Origin of the sequence: Arthrobacter sp. DNA4 (assembly GCF_024362385.1) — a bacterium.
Lineage (GTDB): Bacteria > Actinomycetota > Actinomycetes > Actinomycetales > Micrococcaceae > Arthrobacter.
In genome coordinates this window covers 2,653,721-2,670,642 of record NZ_CP101466.1, presented here as the reverse complement: position 1 = coordinate 2,670,642, position 16,922 = coordinate 2,653,721, and the positions used below count along the sequence as shown (strand labels likewise).

Genomic DNA, 16,922 nt, shown 5'->3' with positions numbered 1-16,922 from the left:
TAAACGTCGAGAGAAGTGAGTTCCCAAGTGGTGTACGCGATTGTCCGCGCAGGCGGCCGCCAAGAGAAGGTTTCCGTTGGAGACTTCGTTACCCTGAACCGCGTCGCCGGTGGAGTAAGCAGCACCATCGAGCTGCCCGCACTGCTCCTGGTTGATGGTGACAAGGTCACCTCCGCCGCCGCTGACCTGGCCAAGGTAACTGTTACGGCTGAAATCCTCCAGGACCTGCGTGGTCCTAAGATTGTCATCCAGAAGTTCAAGAACAAGACCGGCTACAAGAAGCGCCAGGGTCACCGCCAGGAACTGACCAAGGTCAAGATCACCGGCATCAAGTAACCACCGGTTACTGTTCAGGTATTTCAACAGATTCCCCAGAATTTAGAGGCAGGCATTTCAGATGGCACATAAAAAGGGCGCGAGCTCCACTCGCAACGGTCGCGATTCCAACGCTCAGTACCTCGGCGTCAAGCGCTTCGGCGGCCAGGTTGTTTCCGCAGGCGAGATCATCGTCCGCCAGCGTGGCACCCACTTCCACCCGGGCGCCGGCGTTGGCCGTGGCGGGGATGACACCCTGTTCGCACTGACCCCGGGCGCCGTTGAATTCGGCACCCGCCGCGGTCGTCGCGTGGTCAACATCGTTGCTGCTGCAGCTGCAGAGTAACAACCAGTTCTGAAGCGGTGGAGCGGGCCTGAGGGTCCGCTCCACTGTTCTTTTAACAGCATTACAATCGTTGTGGCGTCCCCGGGCGCCATATAAACAGCACCTGAGGAGATCCACGTGGCCAGCTTTGTAGACCGGGTAGTACTGCATGTATCCGGCGGAACCGGCGGCCATGGTTGCGTCTCCGTCCACCGCGAGAAGTTCAAGCCGCTCGGCGGGCCCGACGGCGGCAACGGCGGCAATGGCGGTGACGTGATCCTTCGCGTGGACCACCAGACCACCACCCTCCTCGATTACCACCACGCACCGCACCGGCACGCCAGCAACGGCGGTCCCGGCATGGGCGACTGGCGCGGCGGCAAGAACGGCGAGACGCTGGTCCTGCCCGTGCCGGACGGCACCGTGGTCAAGACCAAGGACGGCGAAGTCCTGGCAGACCTCGTTGGTGAAGGTACCGAATTCGTGGCAGCCGCCGGCGGCCTGGGCGGACTTGGCAACGCGGCCCTGTCCTCACAGAAGCGCCGCGCTCCCGGTTTCGCGTTGCTGGGCATCGAGGGCGACTCCCGGGACGTTGTCCTTGAACTGAAGTCCATTGCCGATATCGCGCTGGTGGGCTTTCCGTCCGCCGGCAAGTCCAGCCTCATCGCGGCCATGTCCGCTGCCCGGCCCAAGATCGCCGACTACCCGTTCACCACCCTGGTTCCCAACCTGGGCGTGGTGCAGGCCGGCGATGTGCGGTTCACCATTGCCGATGTTCCCGGCCTCATCGAAGGCGCCAGCGAAGGACGTGGCCTGGGCCACAACTTCCTGCGTCACGTTGAGCGCTGCGCCGCCCTGGTCCACGTCCTTGACTGCGGCACCCTGGAGTCTGACCGTGACCCGCTCACGGACCTCGCCATCATCGAACGTGAGCTGGAGAAGTACGCCGTCGACATGAGCTATGCGGGCCAGGACGGCGAAGTGGTTCCCCTGAACCACCGCCCGCGGCTGGTCGCGCTAAACAAGGTGGACCTGCCCGACGGCAAGGACATGGCGGAATTCGTGCGCCCTGAGCTCGAGTCGCGCGGCTACCGCGTCTTCGAAGTGTCCGCCACCAGCCACGAGGGCCTGCGCCAGCTCGGCTTCGCCATGGCGGAAATCGTCAAGGCCGCCCGCGACGCCGTAGCGGCTGCCCCGCCCAAGGTGCAGCCTGCCGTGCTGCGCCCGCGCGCCGTCAATGAAGCCGGGTTCAAGATCCGACGCGAGGAAAAGAACCTGGAGCCGCTGTTCCGCGTCCTGGGCGAAAAGCCCGAGCGCTGGGTCAAGCAGACCGACTTCACCAATGAAGAGGCCATCGGCTACCTGGCGGACCGGCTCGCCCGGCTCGGCGTGGAAACCGAACTGTTCAAGCAGGGCGCCAAGCCGGGTGACACGGTGGTTATCGGTGACGATGACGGCGTCGTCTTCGACTGGGAACCCACCATGATGGCGGGGGCTGAGCTGCTGGCCTCGCCGCGCGGCACCGACGTCCGGTTCGCCGATATCGGCGACCGCCCCACCCGCAGCCAGAAGCGCGAAGAGCAGCAGGAGCGCCGCGATGCCAAGGCTGCCGCCCGCGCCGAGCTTGAGGCGGAGCGCAAGGCCGGCATCTGGACCGAGTCCGTCAGTGGCCGCCGTGCCGCCCAACCCGTTAAGGAAAGCGGACTGGAAGCGGACGATGACCTCTAGGGGCATGACTGCAGTACCGGCCGGCCGTGCCGCGGACAGAAGCGCGCTGACCGGCGCCCGCCGGATCGTGGTCAAGGTGGGCTCCTCTTCCCTGACCAGCATCAAGGGCGGCATCTCGGAGGAATCGCTGACTGCCCTGGCTGACGCGCTGGCAGCCAAGCGCAACGCAGGCGCCGAAATCATCCTGGTGTCCTCCGGTGCGATCGCTGCGGGGCTGGCTCCCCTCGGGCTGGCCAAGCGTCCCCGTGACCTGGCTACCCAGCAGGCCGCGGCCAGCGTGGGCCAGGGGCTCCTGATGGCGCGGTACACCCAGGCCTTCGGTGCACACGGCGTCACCGTGAGCCAGGTCCTGCTGACGGCCGAAGACCTGATGCGGCGCAGCCAGCACACCAATGCCCTCCGCGCCATGGACAGGCTGCTGAGCCTCGGGGTGGTCCCCGTGGTCAATGAAAATGACACCGTGGCCACCCACGAGATCCGCTTTGGCGACAACGACCGGCTCGCAGCCCTGGTGGCGCACCTGGTGCGCGCCGATGCGCTCGTGCTGCTGTCCGACGTCGACTCCCTCTACGACGGTCCGCCCGCCCAGGGTGCCAAGCGCATCCCGCTGGTCACCGGCGCGCACGACCTCGAGGGCGTCTCCATCGGCAAAGCGGGCAAGGCCGGCGTGGGCACCGGGGGAATGATGACCAAAGTGGAAGCTGCCAGCATGGCGGCAGGATCGGGGATCCACGCCCTGGTGACCTCCACGCCCAATGCTGCCGCAGCCTTGAACGGCGAGGACGTGGGCACGTGGTTCTCCGTCAACGGCTCCCGCAAACCGGTCCGCCTCCTTTGGCTGGCACACGTTGCCTCGGTGCAGGGCCGGCTGGTTCTGGACGACGGTGCGGTCCGCGCCGTGCGGCACCACCGCACGTCCCTCCTGCCGGCGGGCATCTCCGCGGTGCACGGCGACTTTGAAGCGGGCGACGCCGTCGAGCTGGCCGGAGCCGACGGCACCGTCGTTGCGCGCGGGCTGGTGAATTACTCGTCGGAGGAACTGCCGCGGATGCTGGGGCGGTCCACGCACGAGCTGGGCGAGGCACTGGGCAGCGGCTATGACCGTGAAGTTGTTCATGTTGACGACCTGGTGCTGGTCTGAGCTGCCGCCTCGCCTAAACTTGGATCATGACTGAAGCCCTGATCCATACTGCTGAAAATTCCGGAACCACTGCTGCGCAGGCGCAGCCGGGTCCCTCAGCAGGACCGGCATCGGCTGAGGTGCCCGTTTCGGGTGCGGAGGTGTCCGCCGCAGAAGTGGAGGCAGCTGTCCACGCCATCACGGACCGGTCCCGCCACGCCGCCCGCAGGATGGCCACCGCCAACCGGGCCTGGAAAGACCGCGCCCTCCGGGCCGTGGGCGCCGCCCTGCAGGAGAACGTCCCGGCCATTCTCGCCGCCAACGCGATGGACGTGCAGCGGGGCAAGGCCAACGGCACCTCCGCCGCCCTCCTGGACCGGCTTACCCTTACCGAAACGCGTGTAGCCGGGCTCGTGGCCGCCCTCGAGAACCTGGCCAACCTCCCGGACCCCGTGGGCAACGTGGTGCGCGGGCAGACGCTCCCCAACGGGCTGCGCCTCCGCCAGGTCAACGTTCCCATGGGCGTGGTGGCAGCCATCTACGAGGCACGGCCCAACGTCACCGTTGACATCGCAGGGCTGGCCCTCAAGAGCGGAAACGCCGTGATCCTCCGCGGCGGCAGCGCAGCAGAAGCCACCAACCAGGTGCTGGTCCGGATTCTGCGCGAAGCCCTGGAATCCGTTGGCCTGCCCGCTGACGCAGTCCAGACGGTGGACCAGTACGGCCGTGCGGGCGCCGCCGTCCTGATGAAGGCCCGGGGCAGGGTGGATGTCCTGATTCCCCGCGGCGGCCGGGACCTGATCCAGACCGTGGTCACCAACTCCGCCGTGCCGGTCATCGAAACGGGAGAGGGGAACGTCCACATCTTCATTGATGAGTCCGCCGACGAGAACATGGCCGTGGAGATCCTGCTCAACGCCAAGACGCAGCGGCCCAGTGTGTGCAATACCGTGGAAACGTTGCTGGTCCACTCGGGCTCAACCGTCTTGCCCGCCGTCGCTGCCGCCCTGCGCAGCGCCGGTGTCCGGCTCCACGTGGACGGGCGCATCAGCGCGGCGCTGCCTCCCGCCATCGAAACCCAGCCGGCGACGGACGTGGACTGGGGAACCGAGTACATGGACCTGGATCTGGCTGTGGCCATGGTGGACAGCCTGGACGAAGCCGTCCAGCACATCCGGACCTGGTCCACCGGACACACGGAAGCGATCCTCACCAACAGCCTTGCCAACGCCGAGCGCTTCATCGCTGAGGTTGACTCCGCTGCCGTGATCGTCAACGCCTCCACCCGGTTTACGGACGGCGGGGAGCTGGGCCTGGGTGCCGAGGTGGGCATCTCCACGCAGAAGCTGCACGCCCGCGGCCCCATGGGCCTGACCGAGCTCACCACCACGAAGTGGATCGTCCAGGGCGAAGGCCAGGTCCGCGGGTAGCAACGCGGTAACATAGACCAGAACCCGGAAGGCAATGGAAAGTTCCGCTGCCTCTGAATCCTTGAACAAAGGGAGAAAATGCTGCTCCAGCAGATTGCCACGTCCGTCGCCGCCGCAGGTGAATCAGGCCATGAGGAGCTTGCGCCGCTGTGGGCCGAGCCGTGGGTCTTTGGCGTATCCATGTTCGCCATCCTGGTCGTGCTGATGCTCATCGCCTGGTCCTACAACAACCTCGGCAACCGGCACGCCGCCACGGACGAGCACGCGGATCCGCACCGCCAGCACCCCAACAAGCACGATCGCGGGCAGGGCCACTAAGATTTCCCACAACCTGCAACGCAATGGGGCCCGGGGGAGGCTGCGGCTGGGCGTGATGGGCGGAACCTTCGATCCCATCCACCACGGCCACCTTGTGGCTGCCAGCGAAGTCGCGGCGGAGTTCGACCTCGACGAGGTGGTCTTCGTCCCCACCGGGCAACCATGGCAAAAGTCCCATAAACAGGTCAGCGAGCCCGAGCACCGGTATCTGATGACCGTCATCGCCACGGCGTCCAATCCGCGCTTCACCGTCAGCCGTGTCGATGTTGACCGCCCGGGTCCCACCTACACCATCGACACCCTCCGCGACCTGAGGGCCCAGCGCCCCGACGCCGACCTGTTCTTCATCACCGGCGCGGACGCCCTGGCGCAGATCCTGTCCTGGAAGGACATCGACGAACTGTGGTCGCTGGCGCACTTCGTGGGCGTCACCCGGCCCGGCCATGTCCTTGACGGCATGGGCCGTGACGATGTCAGCCTGCTCGAAGTGCCCGCCATGGCCATTTCGTCGACGGACTGCCGTGCCCGCGTGGCCGCGAATAACCCGGTCTGGTACCTGGTCCCGGACGGGGTAGTCCAGTACATCGCCAAGTACGGCCTGTATTCCGACGCACCCGCAGGCGCGGATGACCCAACTTCCGAAGCACGCGAACCAGCCAGTACTGAATGAGTTCTCAATGAGTCAGGAACAGCCCCCAATCCGCAGCCGCCGGGAACTCCGGAAGGCCAGGGACGCCCAACAGGCTGCCCTGCTTACCACGGAGCAGCGCCCGCCTGCCGCGAACCGGCCGGCTGACAGCGCGCCCTCACGGGACGGCCAGGATCCGGCCGCCCGTCCCGGTCCCGCCGGGGGAGCCGCCCCTGCAGCGCGCCCGCAGGCAGCCCCGGACCCCACGGCCACGCAGCGGTCCTCCCAGATCCGGGCCCGCGACCGCGCCGCGCTGCGCACCATCAAGGAGCTTGAGGAAAAGGAAGGGCAGCTTGCCGCGGGAGGGCCGCCTACCCGGCGCCAGCTGCGGTTGCAGCAACTCAAAGAGCAGGCGCTGACTGCAGCCAATCCCATCGTTCCGCCCGCCGCTGCTCCGGCCCCGAAAGCCGCGCCTCCACGTGAAGGTGGCGTGGTGGGGAAGAAGACGGACGAGGTAAAGACTGCGCCCGGAACCGCCCCGGAGGGCATGACGGTGGAACAGGCCCTGGAGGCGCGCGCACTCATCGCCGCGCAGGCCAGGAACCAGATCGCCAAGATGGAGCACATTGCCTCCCTGGATCCGGAAGTCGTGGATCCCGAAATCCTGGCGGAACAGATTGCGCTTGCCGAACGGGCCGCGGTTATGAACCGCCGCGCCATGGCGCGGCAGAAGCTTGCCGAACAGGCCGGCACCCCCACCGCCCCGGGCAGCCCCGCTGCCCCGGGCAGGGATTCCGCACCCAAGGACAAGCCCGGTCCGTCCACCGCCAACAACCTGGCCATGGTGACGCCGCTGGAGTTCGTGCAGGTGCCCGGCGTCGAGCGGCCAGTCATGAAGCCGCCGGCCACCTCCCATGTCCCGGTCACCACCCGGCCCGGAACCAAGGTCCCCGGGACCAAGGTCCCCGGCGCCGGAAAACGGCGGCCTGCTCCCCGGCCCAAGGCACCCGCCCCGGACTCCGCGACCGGCCGCTCCCAGGTCATCGCGCGCGCCGAGGCAGCCGCCAAAGCCGCCCCGTCCCCAACCGGTATCGTCTCCGGAAGTCCAGTCGGAGGACCTCTTCGAGGACCTTCCCCGGGTTCCTGCCCGGTCCGCTTACGGACTGGATCCCCTGGATGCCGCCACCGCGGGCCTGAGCCGGGCCCGCCGAAACCGGATCCTCCAGTTCTGCATCCTCGCGTTCGGGATCCTGGCCCTCGTCGCCGGCATCATCCTGATCGTCAGCGGCATGTCCCGCTGACCCGCCGGCGGCATCAACACTTAACCCAAACAAGGAGTCCCGTGACTGCAACAGAATCGTCCATCGCCATAGCCCGTACGGCTGCCAAAGCTGCCGCGGACAAGATCGCCCAGGACATCGTCGCCATGGATGTGAGCGAACGCCTGGCCCTCGCTGATGTCTTCCTCATCGCGTCGGCGCCCAGCGAACGCCAGGTCAACGCCATCGTGGACGGCATCGAGGAAGAACTCGCCAAGCAGGACCTTCGCCCGGTCCGCCGCGAGGGCAGGTCCGGCGGCCGCTGGGTCCTGCTGGATTACGCCGACGTCGTGATCCATGTCCAGCACGAGGAAGACCGGGTCTTCTACGCCCTGGAACGCCTCTGGAAGGACTGCCCCGTGGTGGACCTGCAGCTCGGCGATGACTCGTCCGCCAAGGCCGCTGCGGTTTCCGACAGCGAGTAGCCTCCGCCCGGCAGTGAATATTCCCGATTTGGAATTTTCGGAATTGCTGTTCTAAGATATTTGAGTTGCTTCGGGGGAGACCCCGGGGAAAGCAGCATAGAGCAGCAACAATCCGGGGCTGTGGCGCAGCTGGTAGCGCACCTGCATGGCATGCAGGGGGTCAGGGGTTCGAGTCCCCTCAGCTCCACCGGTAAGTCCGCCGGAACCACTTTGGTTCCGGCGGACTTTTTTGTGCCCGCAGCCCGGATGCTCCGGATTGCACCGGCATCCGGACTTGGCACCCGCGCGTTCCCCGGTGGTTTGTCCAGGAACGGGTGCGTTCAGGGCCTGGGCAGCGGCAGTTGACGGCCGATTGGCGTCCAGCGGAAAAGTGCATTACTCTGGTCAGGTTGCTCCGGGGAATTCGACCGGAAAAGACAAGAGTACGGGGCTGTGGCGCAGCTGGTAGCGCACCTGCATGGCATGCAGGGGGTCAGGGGTTCGAGTCCCCTCAGCTCCACCAATACACCGGAAAAGGGAACCATCACCACGTGATGGTTCCCTTTTTTGTTGCCACTGGCAACCGATAGTGGCCCTAACCCTTCCGGCGCAGGTCAAAGCGCGGTACAACTGTGATTGAGGGCACATCGTCCCGCCTCCGGACTGCTTTCATCCAAGGCGGCGGCCGCGGGACGGGCTGACGAGGAGGTCGCAGATGTCCCACGCAGACGGCTACAGGCCGGACGGCGAAGCCTTTCCCGAAGAATCCCGCCTGACGCGGGACACCGCCATCCGGGGGCTTACCAGGCCCGCTCCTTACATAGGCGCCGGCATCCTGCTGGCCGCCGCCATTCTCTTTCCCCTGATGCCGCAGCTCTACGCTTTTGACGCGCCGCGGCTGGGCGGGATGCCGTTCTTCTACTGGTACCAGCTGCTGTGGGTGCCGGTCTCTGCGATCCTGACCGGGAGCGCGTACTGGCTGGTCACCAGGGAGGACCGACGACGGCGGGCCGAGGCCCGTGCAGGTGGCCCGCCCCAGGCAGGCACTGCCTCCGCCGGGGCCGGTTTGGGAGGGGACCGGCCATGAATACCCGGGAGATCAACTGGACAGCCCTGATCATTGTGGTGCTGCTCTTCGTCATCGTGGCCGTGATGGGCTTCCTGGCCGCCAAGTGGCGCCGCAGCACCGAAGTGGAGGGGCTGCACAGCCTGGACGAGTGGGGCCTGGGCGGCCGTGGCTTCGGTACCTGGATCACCTGGTTCCTTTTGGGCGGGGACCTCTACACCGCCTACACCTTCGTGGCAGTGCCGGCGGCAATGTGGGCCACCGGCGCAGTGAGCGGCTTCTTCGCCGTGCCGTACACGATCGTCCTGTATCCGATCATCTTCATCATCATGAGCCGGTTGTGGTCCGTCTCGCACCGCCATGGCTACGTCACCTCAGCGGACTTCGTGGGCGGCCGCTACGGCAGCCGCTGGCTCTCCCTGGCCGTCGCCGTCACCGGGATCGTGGCCACCATGCCCTACATCGCGCTGCAACTGGTGGGCATCAAGGCGGTGCTCACCGTGCTTGGTTTGGGAAGCTCCGGCAATGTCCTGCTGACCGACCTGCCGCTGATCCTCGCCTTCGTGGTCCTGGCCGCCTACACCTACACCTCGGGCCTGCGCGCCCCGGCGATGATCGCCGTCGTCAAGGACCTGCTGATCTACCTCGCCGTCATTGTGGCCGTCATCTACCTGCCCATCAAGTTCGGCGGCTGGGACGGCATTTTTGGCGCAGCCCAGACCAAACTGGGAACGGTGAACCAGGCCACGGGCAAGCCGGCAGGTGTCTTTGTCCCCGGCGCGGCCAACTACTCCGCCTACTGGTCCCTGGCACTGGGCTCGGCCATGGCGCTGTTCATGTACCCGCACTCGGTGACGGCGGTGCTGGCCTCAAAGGCCCGCAACACCATCCGCCGCAACGCCGCCATCCTGCCGCTGTACTCGCTGATGCTGGGCTTCCTGGCACTGCTGGGATTCGTGGCCATCAAGGCGGGTACCAAGCCGATCGACCTGGACGGATCGGTCAATCCGCAGCTGGTGGTTCCGCAGCTGTTCCTCGACCACTTCCCGGCCTGGTTTGCCGGCATCGCACTGGCTGCGATCGCCATCGGGGCCCTGGTACCGGCGGCGATCATGTCCATTGCCGCCGCCAACATGTTCACCCGGAACATCTACCGCGACTTCATCCGCCCGGACGTCGATCCAAAGACCGAGGCGAAGGTGTCCAAGATCGTCTCCCTGGTGGTGAAGGTGGGCGCCCTGGTTTTCGTGATCGCCATGGACCAGTCGGCGGCCATCAACATGCAGCTGCTGGGCGGCATCTGGATCCTGCAGACCTTCCCCGCCGTGGTGGCCGGGCTCTACACCCGGTGGTTTGACCGCTGGGCCCTCCTGGTCGGCTGGGCGGTGGGCATCATCTTCGGTACCGTCTCCGCGTACAACGTGGTCAACCCGGTGACCAAGGCGCACTTCGGCGGGTCGGTGGCGCCCATCCCCGGCACCGACTTCAGCGTCTACATTGCTGTGTCGGCGTTCGCGCTGAACCTGGTGGTCGCCGCCGTGCTGACCCTGGTGATGCGGGCCCTCAAGGTCCGTACCGGCGAAGACCTCACCCGGCCCACGGACTACGACGCAGACGAAACGGATCCGAAAGTGGTGCAGATCGAAAAGACCCAGCATTTCACCCAGCCTGGCGGGCCTTCCCCGGTGGCCTAGCCGAAACGAGGCCTGACCCTGGGGTCACCAAGCCGCCCTCCTGCCGGGTTACGTCCCGGCAGGAGGGCGCTTTCGTCACAGCAACCGCTCTCGTCACAGCCAGGAAGTGCGGCGCAACGGCGGTTCCTCCCCGCCCGGCCGGCGGACCAGGACCTGGTTGACTCCGGTGAGTCCGTTTTCGAAGCCAATGGCGCTGGCTGCCATGTACAGCCGCCACACCCGCGCGCGCCCCTCACCGGCCAGCTGCACCGCTTCCGCCCAGTTCTGCTCCAGCCGCCTGACCCAGGCCCGGAGGGTCAGTGCGTAGTGGGGCCGCAGGGCCTCCACGTCGAGGACTTCGAACCGGGCAGTTTCCAGGGCGGACACCATCTCGCCGAGGCTGATCATTTCGCCGTCCGGGAAGACGTACCGGGGGATGAACGAGTCGGGATCGGGGGCGGTGGGGCTTGGCGTTCCAGGAGATGGCGTGGTTCAGCAGCCGTCCACCCGGGCGCAGCAGCCCGAAGAGCGCGGCGGCGTACTCAGGGGTCTGGGCCCGTCCCACGTGCTCTGACATGCCAATGGAACTGATGGCGTCGTACGGCCCGTCCTGCACGTCGCGGTAATCCTGGACCCGGATTTCGACGCTGTCCGTGAGGCCGGCGTCTGCTGCACGCTTACGCGCCAGGGTGGCCTGCTCCGTTGACAGCGTCACGCCCACCACCGTGGCGCCGTACCTGGCTGCCGCGTGGAGAGCGAAGCTGCCCCATCCGCATCCCACGTCGAGGACCCGCATTCCGGGCTGGAGGCCAAGCTTGCGGCAGACAAGGTCCAGCTTGGCCTCCTGCGCTGCGTCGAGGACATCACCCGCGCCATCATCCAGGCCATCATCCGGCCCGGCCTCCGGTTGCAGCCCCGACCCGGCAGCCGGGCCCCCGGTGGCAGGCCCGTCCGGCCACACGGCGCAGGAATAGACCATGGACGGTCCCAACACCAGGGCATAGAAGTCGTTGCCGACGTCGTAATGATGCGAGATGGCGGCCGAATCCCGCCGCCGGGAATGCATCCTGCCCTTCTTCGCGACACGCGCCTCCTCGGGCGGCGGAGCAGGGTTGGGTCCAATGGCGCCAAGCCGGACTGCGGTGCGCAGCAGCAGCCAGAGCTCACCGGCGGACAGCGGCCGGAACGGACCGGGCTCCGCGAACTTGCCCGCCGAACTCAACGCCGTGAAGGCCGCGAAGATGTCACCGGGGGCCTCGATGTCGCCTGCCACGTACGCCCGGCTCAGTCCCAGCTGCCCCGGTGACCAGAGCATGCGCCGCAATGCCTTTCGGGACTTGAACTCCAGCACCGGCGCGTCCGGCGGCCCGGCTTCCGAGCCGTCCCACGCCCGCAACCGAAGGGGTATCTGTCCGGTCCCCAAAACCACTCCCAGGGCCTTTTCCAGCCGGGCGGCGTGCCCAGTGGTTCCGGTTCCCGCTGATGCTGCTTCAGTGTCCATGCGCCCACCCTACGGCCGGGCTGCCCTCCACGACTATCATGGGGGAGTGATTCCTGACCCAACCGATGTGGTGGTCATCGGGGCGGGCCAGGCAGGCCTGTCGGCCGCGTACCACCTGCAGCGCCGGGGGCTGGACTATGCCGTGCTCGACGCCGAGGAAGGTCCCGGGGGTGCGTGGCGGCACCGCTGGAAGAGCCTGCGCATGGGCACAGTCAATGGGATCAGTGACCTGCCCGGCATCGCCAAACCCGACGTGGACCCTGCGGAACCCAGCTCCGACTTCCTGACCCGCTATTTCGGGGCCTATGAGGCTGAGTTGGGCCTTACCGTCCACAGGCCCGTCAAGGTCCGGGCCGTCAGGCGCGAAGACGGCGATCCGGCGGGGCGGCTGCGGATCGAAACGTCCGACGGCGTCTGGAGCGCCAAGGCACTCATTAATGCCACGGGCACGTGGACCCGTCCGTTCTGGCCCATTTATCCGGGTCAGTCAACGTTCCGCGGCAGCCAGCTGCACGTGGCCGACTACGTCTCAGCGGAGGAGTTCCGCGGCCGGCACGTGATTGTGGTGGGCGGGGGCATCTCCGCCGTGGGGCTGTTGGAGGAAATATCGCGCGCCACCACCACCAGTTGGTTCACGCGCAGGGAACCGGTCTGGCGCGACGCTGAGTTTGATGCCAGGGCAGGCCACGACGCCGTGGCGCTTGTGGAGGAGCGGGTCCGCCAGGGGCTTCCGCCGCAAAGCGTTGTCTCGGTGACGGGCCTTATCTGGACGCCCGCGCTGCGAGCAGCCAGGGAGCGGGGCGCCCTGAACCGGCAGCCGATGTTCACCTCCATCGAACCCGAGGGCGTCCGCCGGGCCGATGGCAGCCTGCTGAGGGCCGACGTCATCCTCTGGGCCACCGGCTTCAGGGCCGAACTGGAACACCTGGCGCCGCTTCACCTGCGGGGGCCGGGCGGCGGGATCGCCATGGACGGAACACAGGTGGCAGCCGAGCCGCGCGTCCACCTGGTGGGTTACGGCCCGTCGTCGTCCACCATTGGCGCCAACCGGGCGGGGCGCGCAGCAGTGGCTGCGATCCTGAAGCTGCCGGGCATTGCGGTGGCAGCGGAAACGGTAACGTTGGGGTGATGCCCCGGGGCCCGGGGCCGGCAAAAGCGACAAAAGGCGGCAGGACACCGGTGGCAGTAAACACCCTGGCGGACATCTTCGACGTGCTGCGCCGCCGGCCCGATGTCGAGGCACCCAACCTGCAGGCGTGGGACGCCACTGACAGGCTGCTGCTGGAGACTGCGGTGCAGCTTGGGCGGGCAGGCACTGCCGTGGCCGTCATCGGGGACCGTTACGGGGCGCTGACGCTCGGCGCCTCCGAACTGCTTGCCCCGGACTCGCTGCGCGTACACCAGGACCTGGTCACCGGGGAACGGGCGCTGCGGCTTAATGCGGCCGAACTGTCAGCCAGGCGTGAGGCTGCCGGGCTTCCGGCGGACAACGCCGGGTCCGGTTTCGTGCAGCTGCCCCTGGGCCCCGAACTGCTAGCCGGAGCGGACACCGTCCTGCTGCAGCTCCCCAAGACCCTGGCGGAGCTCGAGGAGATCGCGTCCGCCGTGGCCAGGCACGCCGCACCGGACGTCCGCCTGCTGGCGGGTGGCCGGGTGAAGCACATGTCACTGGGCATGAACGCGGTCCTTGAACGCTACTTCGTTTCCGTGCAGCCACAGCTCGCACGGCAAAAATCGCGGGTTCTCCTTGCTGCCGGCCCCAAGACCGCCACGGCCTCCCCGCGCTTTCCCGTGGTGGAGCACCTTGACGGGCTGGACCTGGATGTGGCTGCGCATGGCGCTGTTTTTGCCGGCGCCCGGCTGGACATCGGCACACGCTTCCTGCTGACGTTCCTGCCTGCCATGAAGCCGGCGCAGCACGCCGTCGATCTCGGTTGCGGCACCGGAATCCTCGCCGCGATGTATGCCAGGCAGTTCCCTTCCGCCGCCGTCACGGCAACGGACCAATCGGCGGCCGCCGTGCAGTCCGCGCTGGCCACCGCCCGCTTGAATGGTCTTGCGGACCGGATCACGGTGCTGCAGGACGATGCGCTCAGCACTTTCCCTGACGGCTCGTTGGATGCCGTACTCCTGAACCCGCCGTTCCACGTTGGTGCCGGTGTGCACGCCGGCGCAGGGCTCAAGATGATCGAAGCGGCGGGACGTGTCCTGGCTCCCGGTGGCGAGCTGTGGACGGTCTACAACCGCCACCTGGCCTACCTCGCGGCCCTGGAGCGGCACGTAGGACCCACGGTGGTGGAGGGCCGGAACCCGAAGTTCACGGTCACCCGCAGCACGCGCAGCTCCCGCTGACCCAATCCTCGGCTTCACCGGCCAAAACATCCGCCGCGCCGCTTCCTGTGCAGGTGGGCGCGGGCGCACGCTTAACGTACGATTCAAAGCATCACCACCGCCAGGTAGCCGAAGACGTTTAGGGGACACAGTGTCTGAGATCCGCCAATCCTCTCCGAGGCGCGGAACCAACTTGCCGAGGATGGGGGACTTCAACCTCACCGTCATCCTCGACGCAATCCGCAGGACGTCCGGGGGACTTAGCCGGGTGGAACTCGCCCAAATCGTTGGCCTGTCGCCCCAGACCATTTCGAACATTTCCCGCCGGCTGCTGGACCAGCACCTGATCGTTGAGGCAGGCAAGGAGGGCAGCGGCCCCGGCAAGCCGCGCACCATCCTGCGCCTTAACCCCGGTGGCATGTATGCCCTTGGGGTCCACCTGGACCCGGCCGTGACAACGTTCGTGGTGCTGGACCTCGTCGGAGCGGTGGTACGCCACTCACGGATCAAGACCCCCGGCGGAAACGATCCGGCCGCCGTCATTGCCACCATCGCTGCGGAGCTGGCCCAGCTCGTGGAGGATTCCGGCGTGGACCAGGGCCGCATCGCAGGACTCGGAGTGGCCGCTCCCGGCCCCATCGACCTGGACCACGGCACCGTGGTGGACCCGCCGCTGCTTCCCGGGTGGGACCGGGTGGAACTGCGGGACGCACTGGCGAAGGCCACCGGCTACTCCGTGCTGGTGGACAAGGATGTGACCAGCGCCGCCGTAGCGGAAACGTGGGCGGGCGGCCCCAGCGGTGCCGGCAGTTTCGTGTTCATGTACATGGGGACCGGCATCGGCTGCGGGATCGTCCTCAACGATGAAGTGGTCCGGGGGACGTCCGGCAACGCCGGCGAAATCGGCCACATCATCGTGGACCCGGGCGGACCCCTTTGCGACTGCGGACAGCGCGGCTGCGTCAAATCCTCCGCCATTCCCCAGGTCCTGGTGGCGGAAGCAGTGGCCGCGGGAATCCTGGAGGGCGCGCAGGCCGGGAGCGCCGCAGAAATCCAGCAGAGCTTTTCCGAGCTCTGCGCCCGTGCGTACGCAGGGGACGAAGGTGCCGCGGCCATCCTGGACAAGTCTGCCGCCCTGGTGGCCCGGGCGGTCTCAGTGGTCACCAACACCCTCGATGTTGAACGGGTGGTCTTCGGCGGCCCGTTCTGGACCTGCCTGTCGCAGCGCTACCTCGAACTGGTCCCGCCGCTGCTGGACGCCAACAGCGCCACCCGCCTGATCCACCCCATCGACGTTGTGGGCACAGGGGTGGGGGAGGACGTGGGCGCCATCGGCGCAGCCTCGCTGGTCCTTGAACATACGCTCGCGCCCCGCGCCCAACGGCTGCTGCTGGAAAGCTGACCGCGACATGTTTCGCCGGGCATCCAAGACATTATCCGTGGTGGCCGCCGCGGTCATGGTCCTCGCAGCCTGCACGCCTGCCGATCCTTCGGGCGGAAACAGGACCATCAAGGTGGCATACCAGAAGACAGACTCGTTCACCGCACTGGACACCATGTTCCAGAACGCGAAAAAGGAGTTCGAAGCCGCAAACCAGGGCGTCACGATCGAACTGCAGCCCATCCAGGCCAATGACGACGACTACGGCACCAAGCTGGCCCTGGCGCTGCGGTCGCCCTCCACCGCCCCGGACGTCTTCTACGAGGACACGTTCAAGGTCCGCTCCGATGTGGACGCCGGCTACCTCCTGAACCTCGACAGCCGCCTGTCCGGGTGGGGGGACTGGAACAAGTTTGACGCGGGCGCCAAGGAAGCGGGCAAAGCGGACGACGGCGGCACGTACGCGGTGCCGCTGGGCACCGACACGCGCGCCATCTGGTACAACAAGAAGGTTTTTGAGGCTGCCGGCATCGGCCTGCCGTGGCGCCCGTCCAGCTGGCAGGACATCCTGGACACCGCCAGGAAGATCAAAGCCTCCCAGCCGGATGTGATCCCCTTCAACATGTATGACGGCAAGGGCACCGGTGAAGGAAGCGTGATGCAGGGGTTCTACGAGCTCCTGTACGGCACCGGGGCGGCCCTTTATGACCAGGATTCGAAAAAGTGGGTCGTTGGCTCGGCCGGCTTCAAGGATTCGCTGACCTTCCTCGACACCCTCTACGGGGAAAAGCTCGCAGTGCCCCCGGCCGAGGCGCTGGACCCGAACATCTGGAAAAAGGTGTTCGGCGAATGGTTCCCCAAGGCAAAACTTGGCGCAACCGTGGAAGGCTCCTACGCGCCGTCGTTCTGGCAGGACGGCGGAAGCTATGCCTGGCCGGGCTACGGGCAGGACATGGCAGTGGCCCCGTTCCCAACCCAGACCGGGGCCGCGCCCGGTGCAGTGAGCATGTCCGGAGGGTGGACGTTGGCCCTTGGCGCGGAAACCAAGCAGCCCGACCTCGCGTTCAATTTCCTGACTACCGCCCTGAACGCAAAGAACTCCCTGGCGTATACGGTGGACAGCTCGCAGATCGCCGTCCGTACCGACGTCGCATCCGACCCCGGCTACCAGTCGGCCAACCCGTTCGTGAAGGACGTGTCCAGCCTGGTCGCCGTCACCAAATACCGGCCCGCGACGTCCGACTATCCACGCATCTCCGCTGCCGTCCAGGAGGCCACCGAGGCCGTGATCACCGGCAGCAGGACGCCGGAGCAGGCGGCGGCGGACTATGACACGGCTGTGGCCGGCATTGTAGGCGGCGACAAAACCATCCGGAAGTAGCG

At 67.0% G+C, this 16,922-nt stretch carries 14 protein-coding genes, 2 tRNA genes and 2 pseudogenes; 17 read left to right on the top strand and 1 reads right to left on the bottom strand.

Annotation, left to right across the window (positions count from 1 at the left end):
* Positions 1-27: 27 nt before the first annotated feature.
* The 13 genes and pseudogenes from rplU to mctP all read left to right on the top strand — a co-directional run bounded on the left by rplU (position 28) and on the right by mctP (position 10,347).
* Positions 28-336, top strand: a complete 309-nt coding sequence (gene rplU, locus NMQ03_RS12275) for a 50S ribosomal protein L21 (RefSeq protein WP_255175599.1) — start codon at positions 28-30, stop codon at positions 334-336.
* Positions 337-397: 61 nt separating this feature from the next.
* Positions 398-661, top strand: coding sequence for a 50S ribosomal protein L27 (gene rpmA / locus NMQ03_RS12270; RefSeq protein WP_009372867.1), 264 nt, complete (start codon positions 398-400; stop codon positions 659-661).
* 117 nt (positions 662-778) lie between these two features.
* Positions 779-2,368 carry a GTPase ObgE gene (gene obgE, locus NMQ03_RS12265; protein ID WP_255172437.1) on the top strand — a complete coding sequence of 530 codons (1,590 nt, stop codon included), beginning with the start codon at positions 779-781 and terminating at the stop codon, positions 2,366-2,368.
* Positions 2,358-3,509, top strand: coding sequence for a glutamate 5-kinase (proB, locus tag NMQ03_RS12260; protein ID WP_255172436.1), 1,152 nt, complete (start codon positions 2,358-2,360; stop codon positions 3,507-3,509). Before obgE ends, proB begins: the two co-directional genes overlap by 11 nt.
* A gap of 26 nt (positions 3,510-3,535) precedes the next feature.
* Positions 3,536-4,918 carry a glutamate-5-semialdehyde dehydrogenase gene (locus NMQ03_RS12255; RefSeq protein ID WP_255172435.1) on the top strand — a complete coding sequence of 461 codons (1,383 nt, stop codon included), beginning with the start codon at positions 3,536-3,538 and terminating at the stop codon, positions 4,916-4,918.
* Between the two features lie 78 nt (positions 4,919-4,996).
* Positions 4,997-5,236, top strand: coding sequence for a hypothetical protein (locus tag NMQ03_RS12250; RefSeq protein WP_159631808.1), 240 nt, complete (start codon positions 4,997-4,999; stop codon positions 5,234-5,236).
* A 55-nt stretch (positions 5,237-5,291) separates the two neighbouring features.
* Complete coding sequence (nadD, locus tag NMQ03_RS12245) at positions 5,292-5,906, top strand: nicotinate-nucleotide adenylyltransferase (protein WP_236561008.1); 615 nt, start codon at positions 5,292-5,294, stop codon at positions 5,904-5,906.
* 7 nt (positions 5,907-5,913) lie between these two features.
* Positions 5,914-7,165, top strand: a pseudogene (locus tag NMQ03_RS12240) (hypothetical protein).
* 41 nt (positions 7,166-7,206) lie between these two features.
* Positions 7,207-7,608: a ribosome silencing factor gene (gene rsfS, locus NMQ03_RS12235; RefSeq protein WP_224026297.1), complete on the top strand. Its 402-nt coding sequence runs from the start codon at positions 7,207-7,209 to the stop codon at positions 7,606-7,608.
* Positions 7,609-7,722: 114 nt separating this feature from the next.
* Positions 7,723-7,795: transfer RNA gene (locus tag NMQ03_RS12230), tRNA-Ala, on the top strand.
* Positions 7,796-8,034: 239 nt separating this feature from the next.
* Positions 8,035-8,110, top strand: a tRNA-Ala gene (locus NMQ03_RS12225).
* A gap of 192 nt (positions 8,111-8,302) precedes the next feature.
* Entirely contained in the window at positions 8,303-8,674 is a 372-nt protein-coding gene (locus tag NMQ03_RS12220) for a DUF3311 domain-containing protein (protein ID WP_255172434.1), read from the top strand.
* Positions 8,671-10,347 carry a monocarboxylate uptake permease MctP gene (gene mctP, locus NMQ03_RS12215; RefSeq protein WP_255172433.1) on the top strand — a complete coding sequence of 559 codons (1,677 nt, stop codon included), beginning with the start codon at positions 8,671-8,673 and terminating at the stop codon, positions 10,345-10,347. The genes NMQ03_RS12220 and mctP overlap by 4 nt, the downstream gene beginning before the upstream one ends.
* Before the next feature lie 93 nt (positions 10,348-10,440).
* On the opposite strand, the pseudogene NMQ03_RS12210 reads toward mctP, so the two are convergent.
* A pseudogene (locus NMQ03_RS12210) lies at positions 10,441-11,827 on the bottom strand (class I SAM-dependent methyltransferase).
* 46 nt (positions 11,828-11,873) lie between these two features.
* Here NMQ03_RS12210 and NMQ03_RS12205 point away from each other — a divergent pair.
* From NMQ03_RS12205 to NMQ03_RS12190, 4 genes are all read left to right on the top strand, one after another.
* Complete coding sequence (locus NMQ03_RS12205; protein WP_255172432.1) at positions 11,874-12,956, top strand: FAD-dependent oxidoreductase; 1,083 nt, start codon at positions 11,874-11,876, stop codon at positions 12,954-12,956.
* A 50-nt stretch (positions 12,957-13,006) separates the two neighbouring features.
* The gene (locus NMQ03_RS12200; protein WP_255172431.1) at positions 13,007-14,179 is read left to right on the top strand and encodes a class I SAM-dependent methyltransferase; all 1,173 of its coding nucleotides are present in this window, start codon (positions 13,007-13,009) and stop codon (positions 14,177-14,179) included.
* Positions 14,180-14,360: 181 nt separating this feature from the next.
* A complete protein-coding gene (locus NMQ03_RS12195; RefSeq protein ID WP_255172430.1) occupies positions 14,361-15,560 on the top strand; it encodes an ROK family transcriptional regulator in 1,200 nt (399 codons plus the stop codon).
* Between the two features lie 7 nt (positions 15,561-15,567).
* On the top strand, positions 15,568-16,920 hold the full coding sequence (locus NMQ03_RS12190) for an extracellular solute-binding protein (protein ID WP_255172429.1): 1,353 nt from the start codon (positions 15,568-15,570) through the stop codon (positions 16,918-16,920).
* The last annotated feature ends 2 nt before the right edge of the window (positions 16,921-16,922 follow it).

Coding starts and splice junctions, on each gene's coding strand:
- NMQ03_RS12220 (WP_255172434.1), top strand. CDS start 8,303: ATGTCCCACGCAGACGGCTACAGGCCGGACGGCGAAGCCTTTCCCGAA.
- NMQ03_RS12195 (WP_255172430.1), top strand. CDS start 14,361: ATGGGGGACTTCAACCTCACCGTCATCCTCGACGCAATCCGCAGGACG.
- mctP (WP_255172433.1), top strand. CDS start 8,671: ATGAATACCCGGGAGATCAACTGGACAGCCCTGATCATTGTGGTGCTG.
- nadD (WP_236561008.1), top strand. CDS start 5,292: ATGGGCGGAACCTTCGATCCCATCCACCACGGCCACCTTGTGGCTGCC.
- NMQ03_RS12250 (WP_159631808.1), top strand. CDS start 4,997: ATGCTGCTCCAGCAGATTGCCACGTCCGTCGCCGCCGCAGGTGAATCA.
- NMQ03_RS12255 (WP_255172435.1), top strand. CDS start 3,536: ATGACTGAAGCCCTGATCCATACTGCTGAAAATTCCGGAACCACTGCT.
- NMQ03_RS12190 (WP_255172429.1), top strand. CDS start 15,568: ATGTTTCGCCGGGCATCCAAGACATTATCCGTGGTGGCCGCCGCGGTC.
- proB (WP_255172436.1), top strand. CDS start 2,358: ATGACCTCTAGGGGCATGACTGCAGTACCGGCCGGCCGTGCCGCGGAC.
- rpmA (WP_009372867.1), top strand. CDS start 398: ATGGCACATAAAAAGGGCGCGAGCTCCACTCGCAACGGTCGCGATTCC.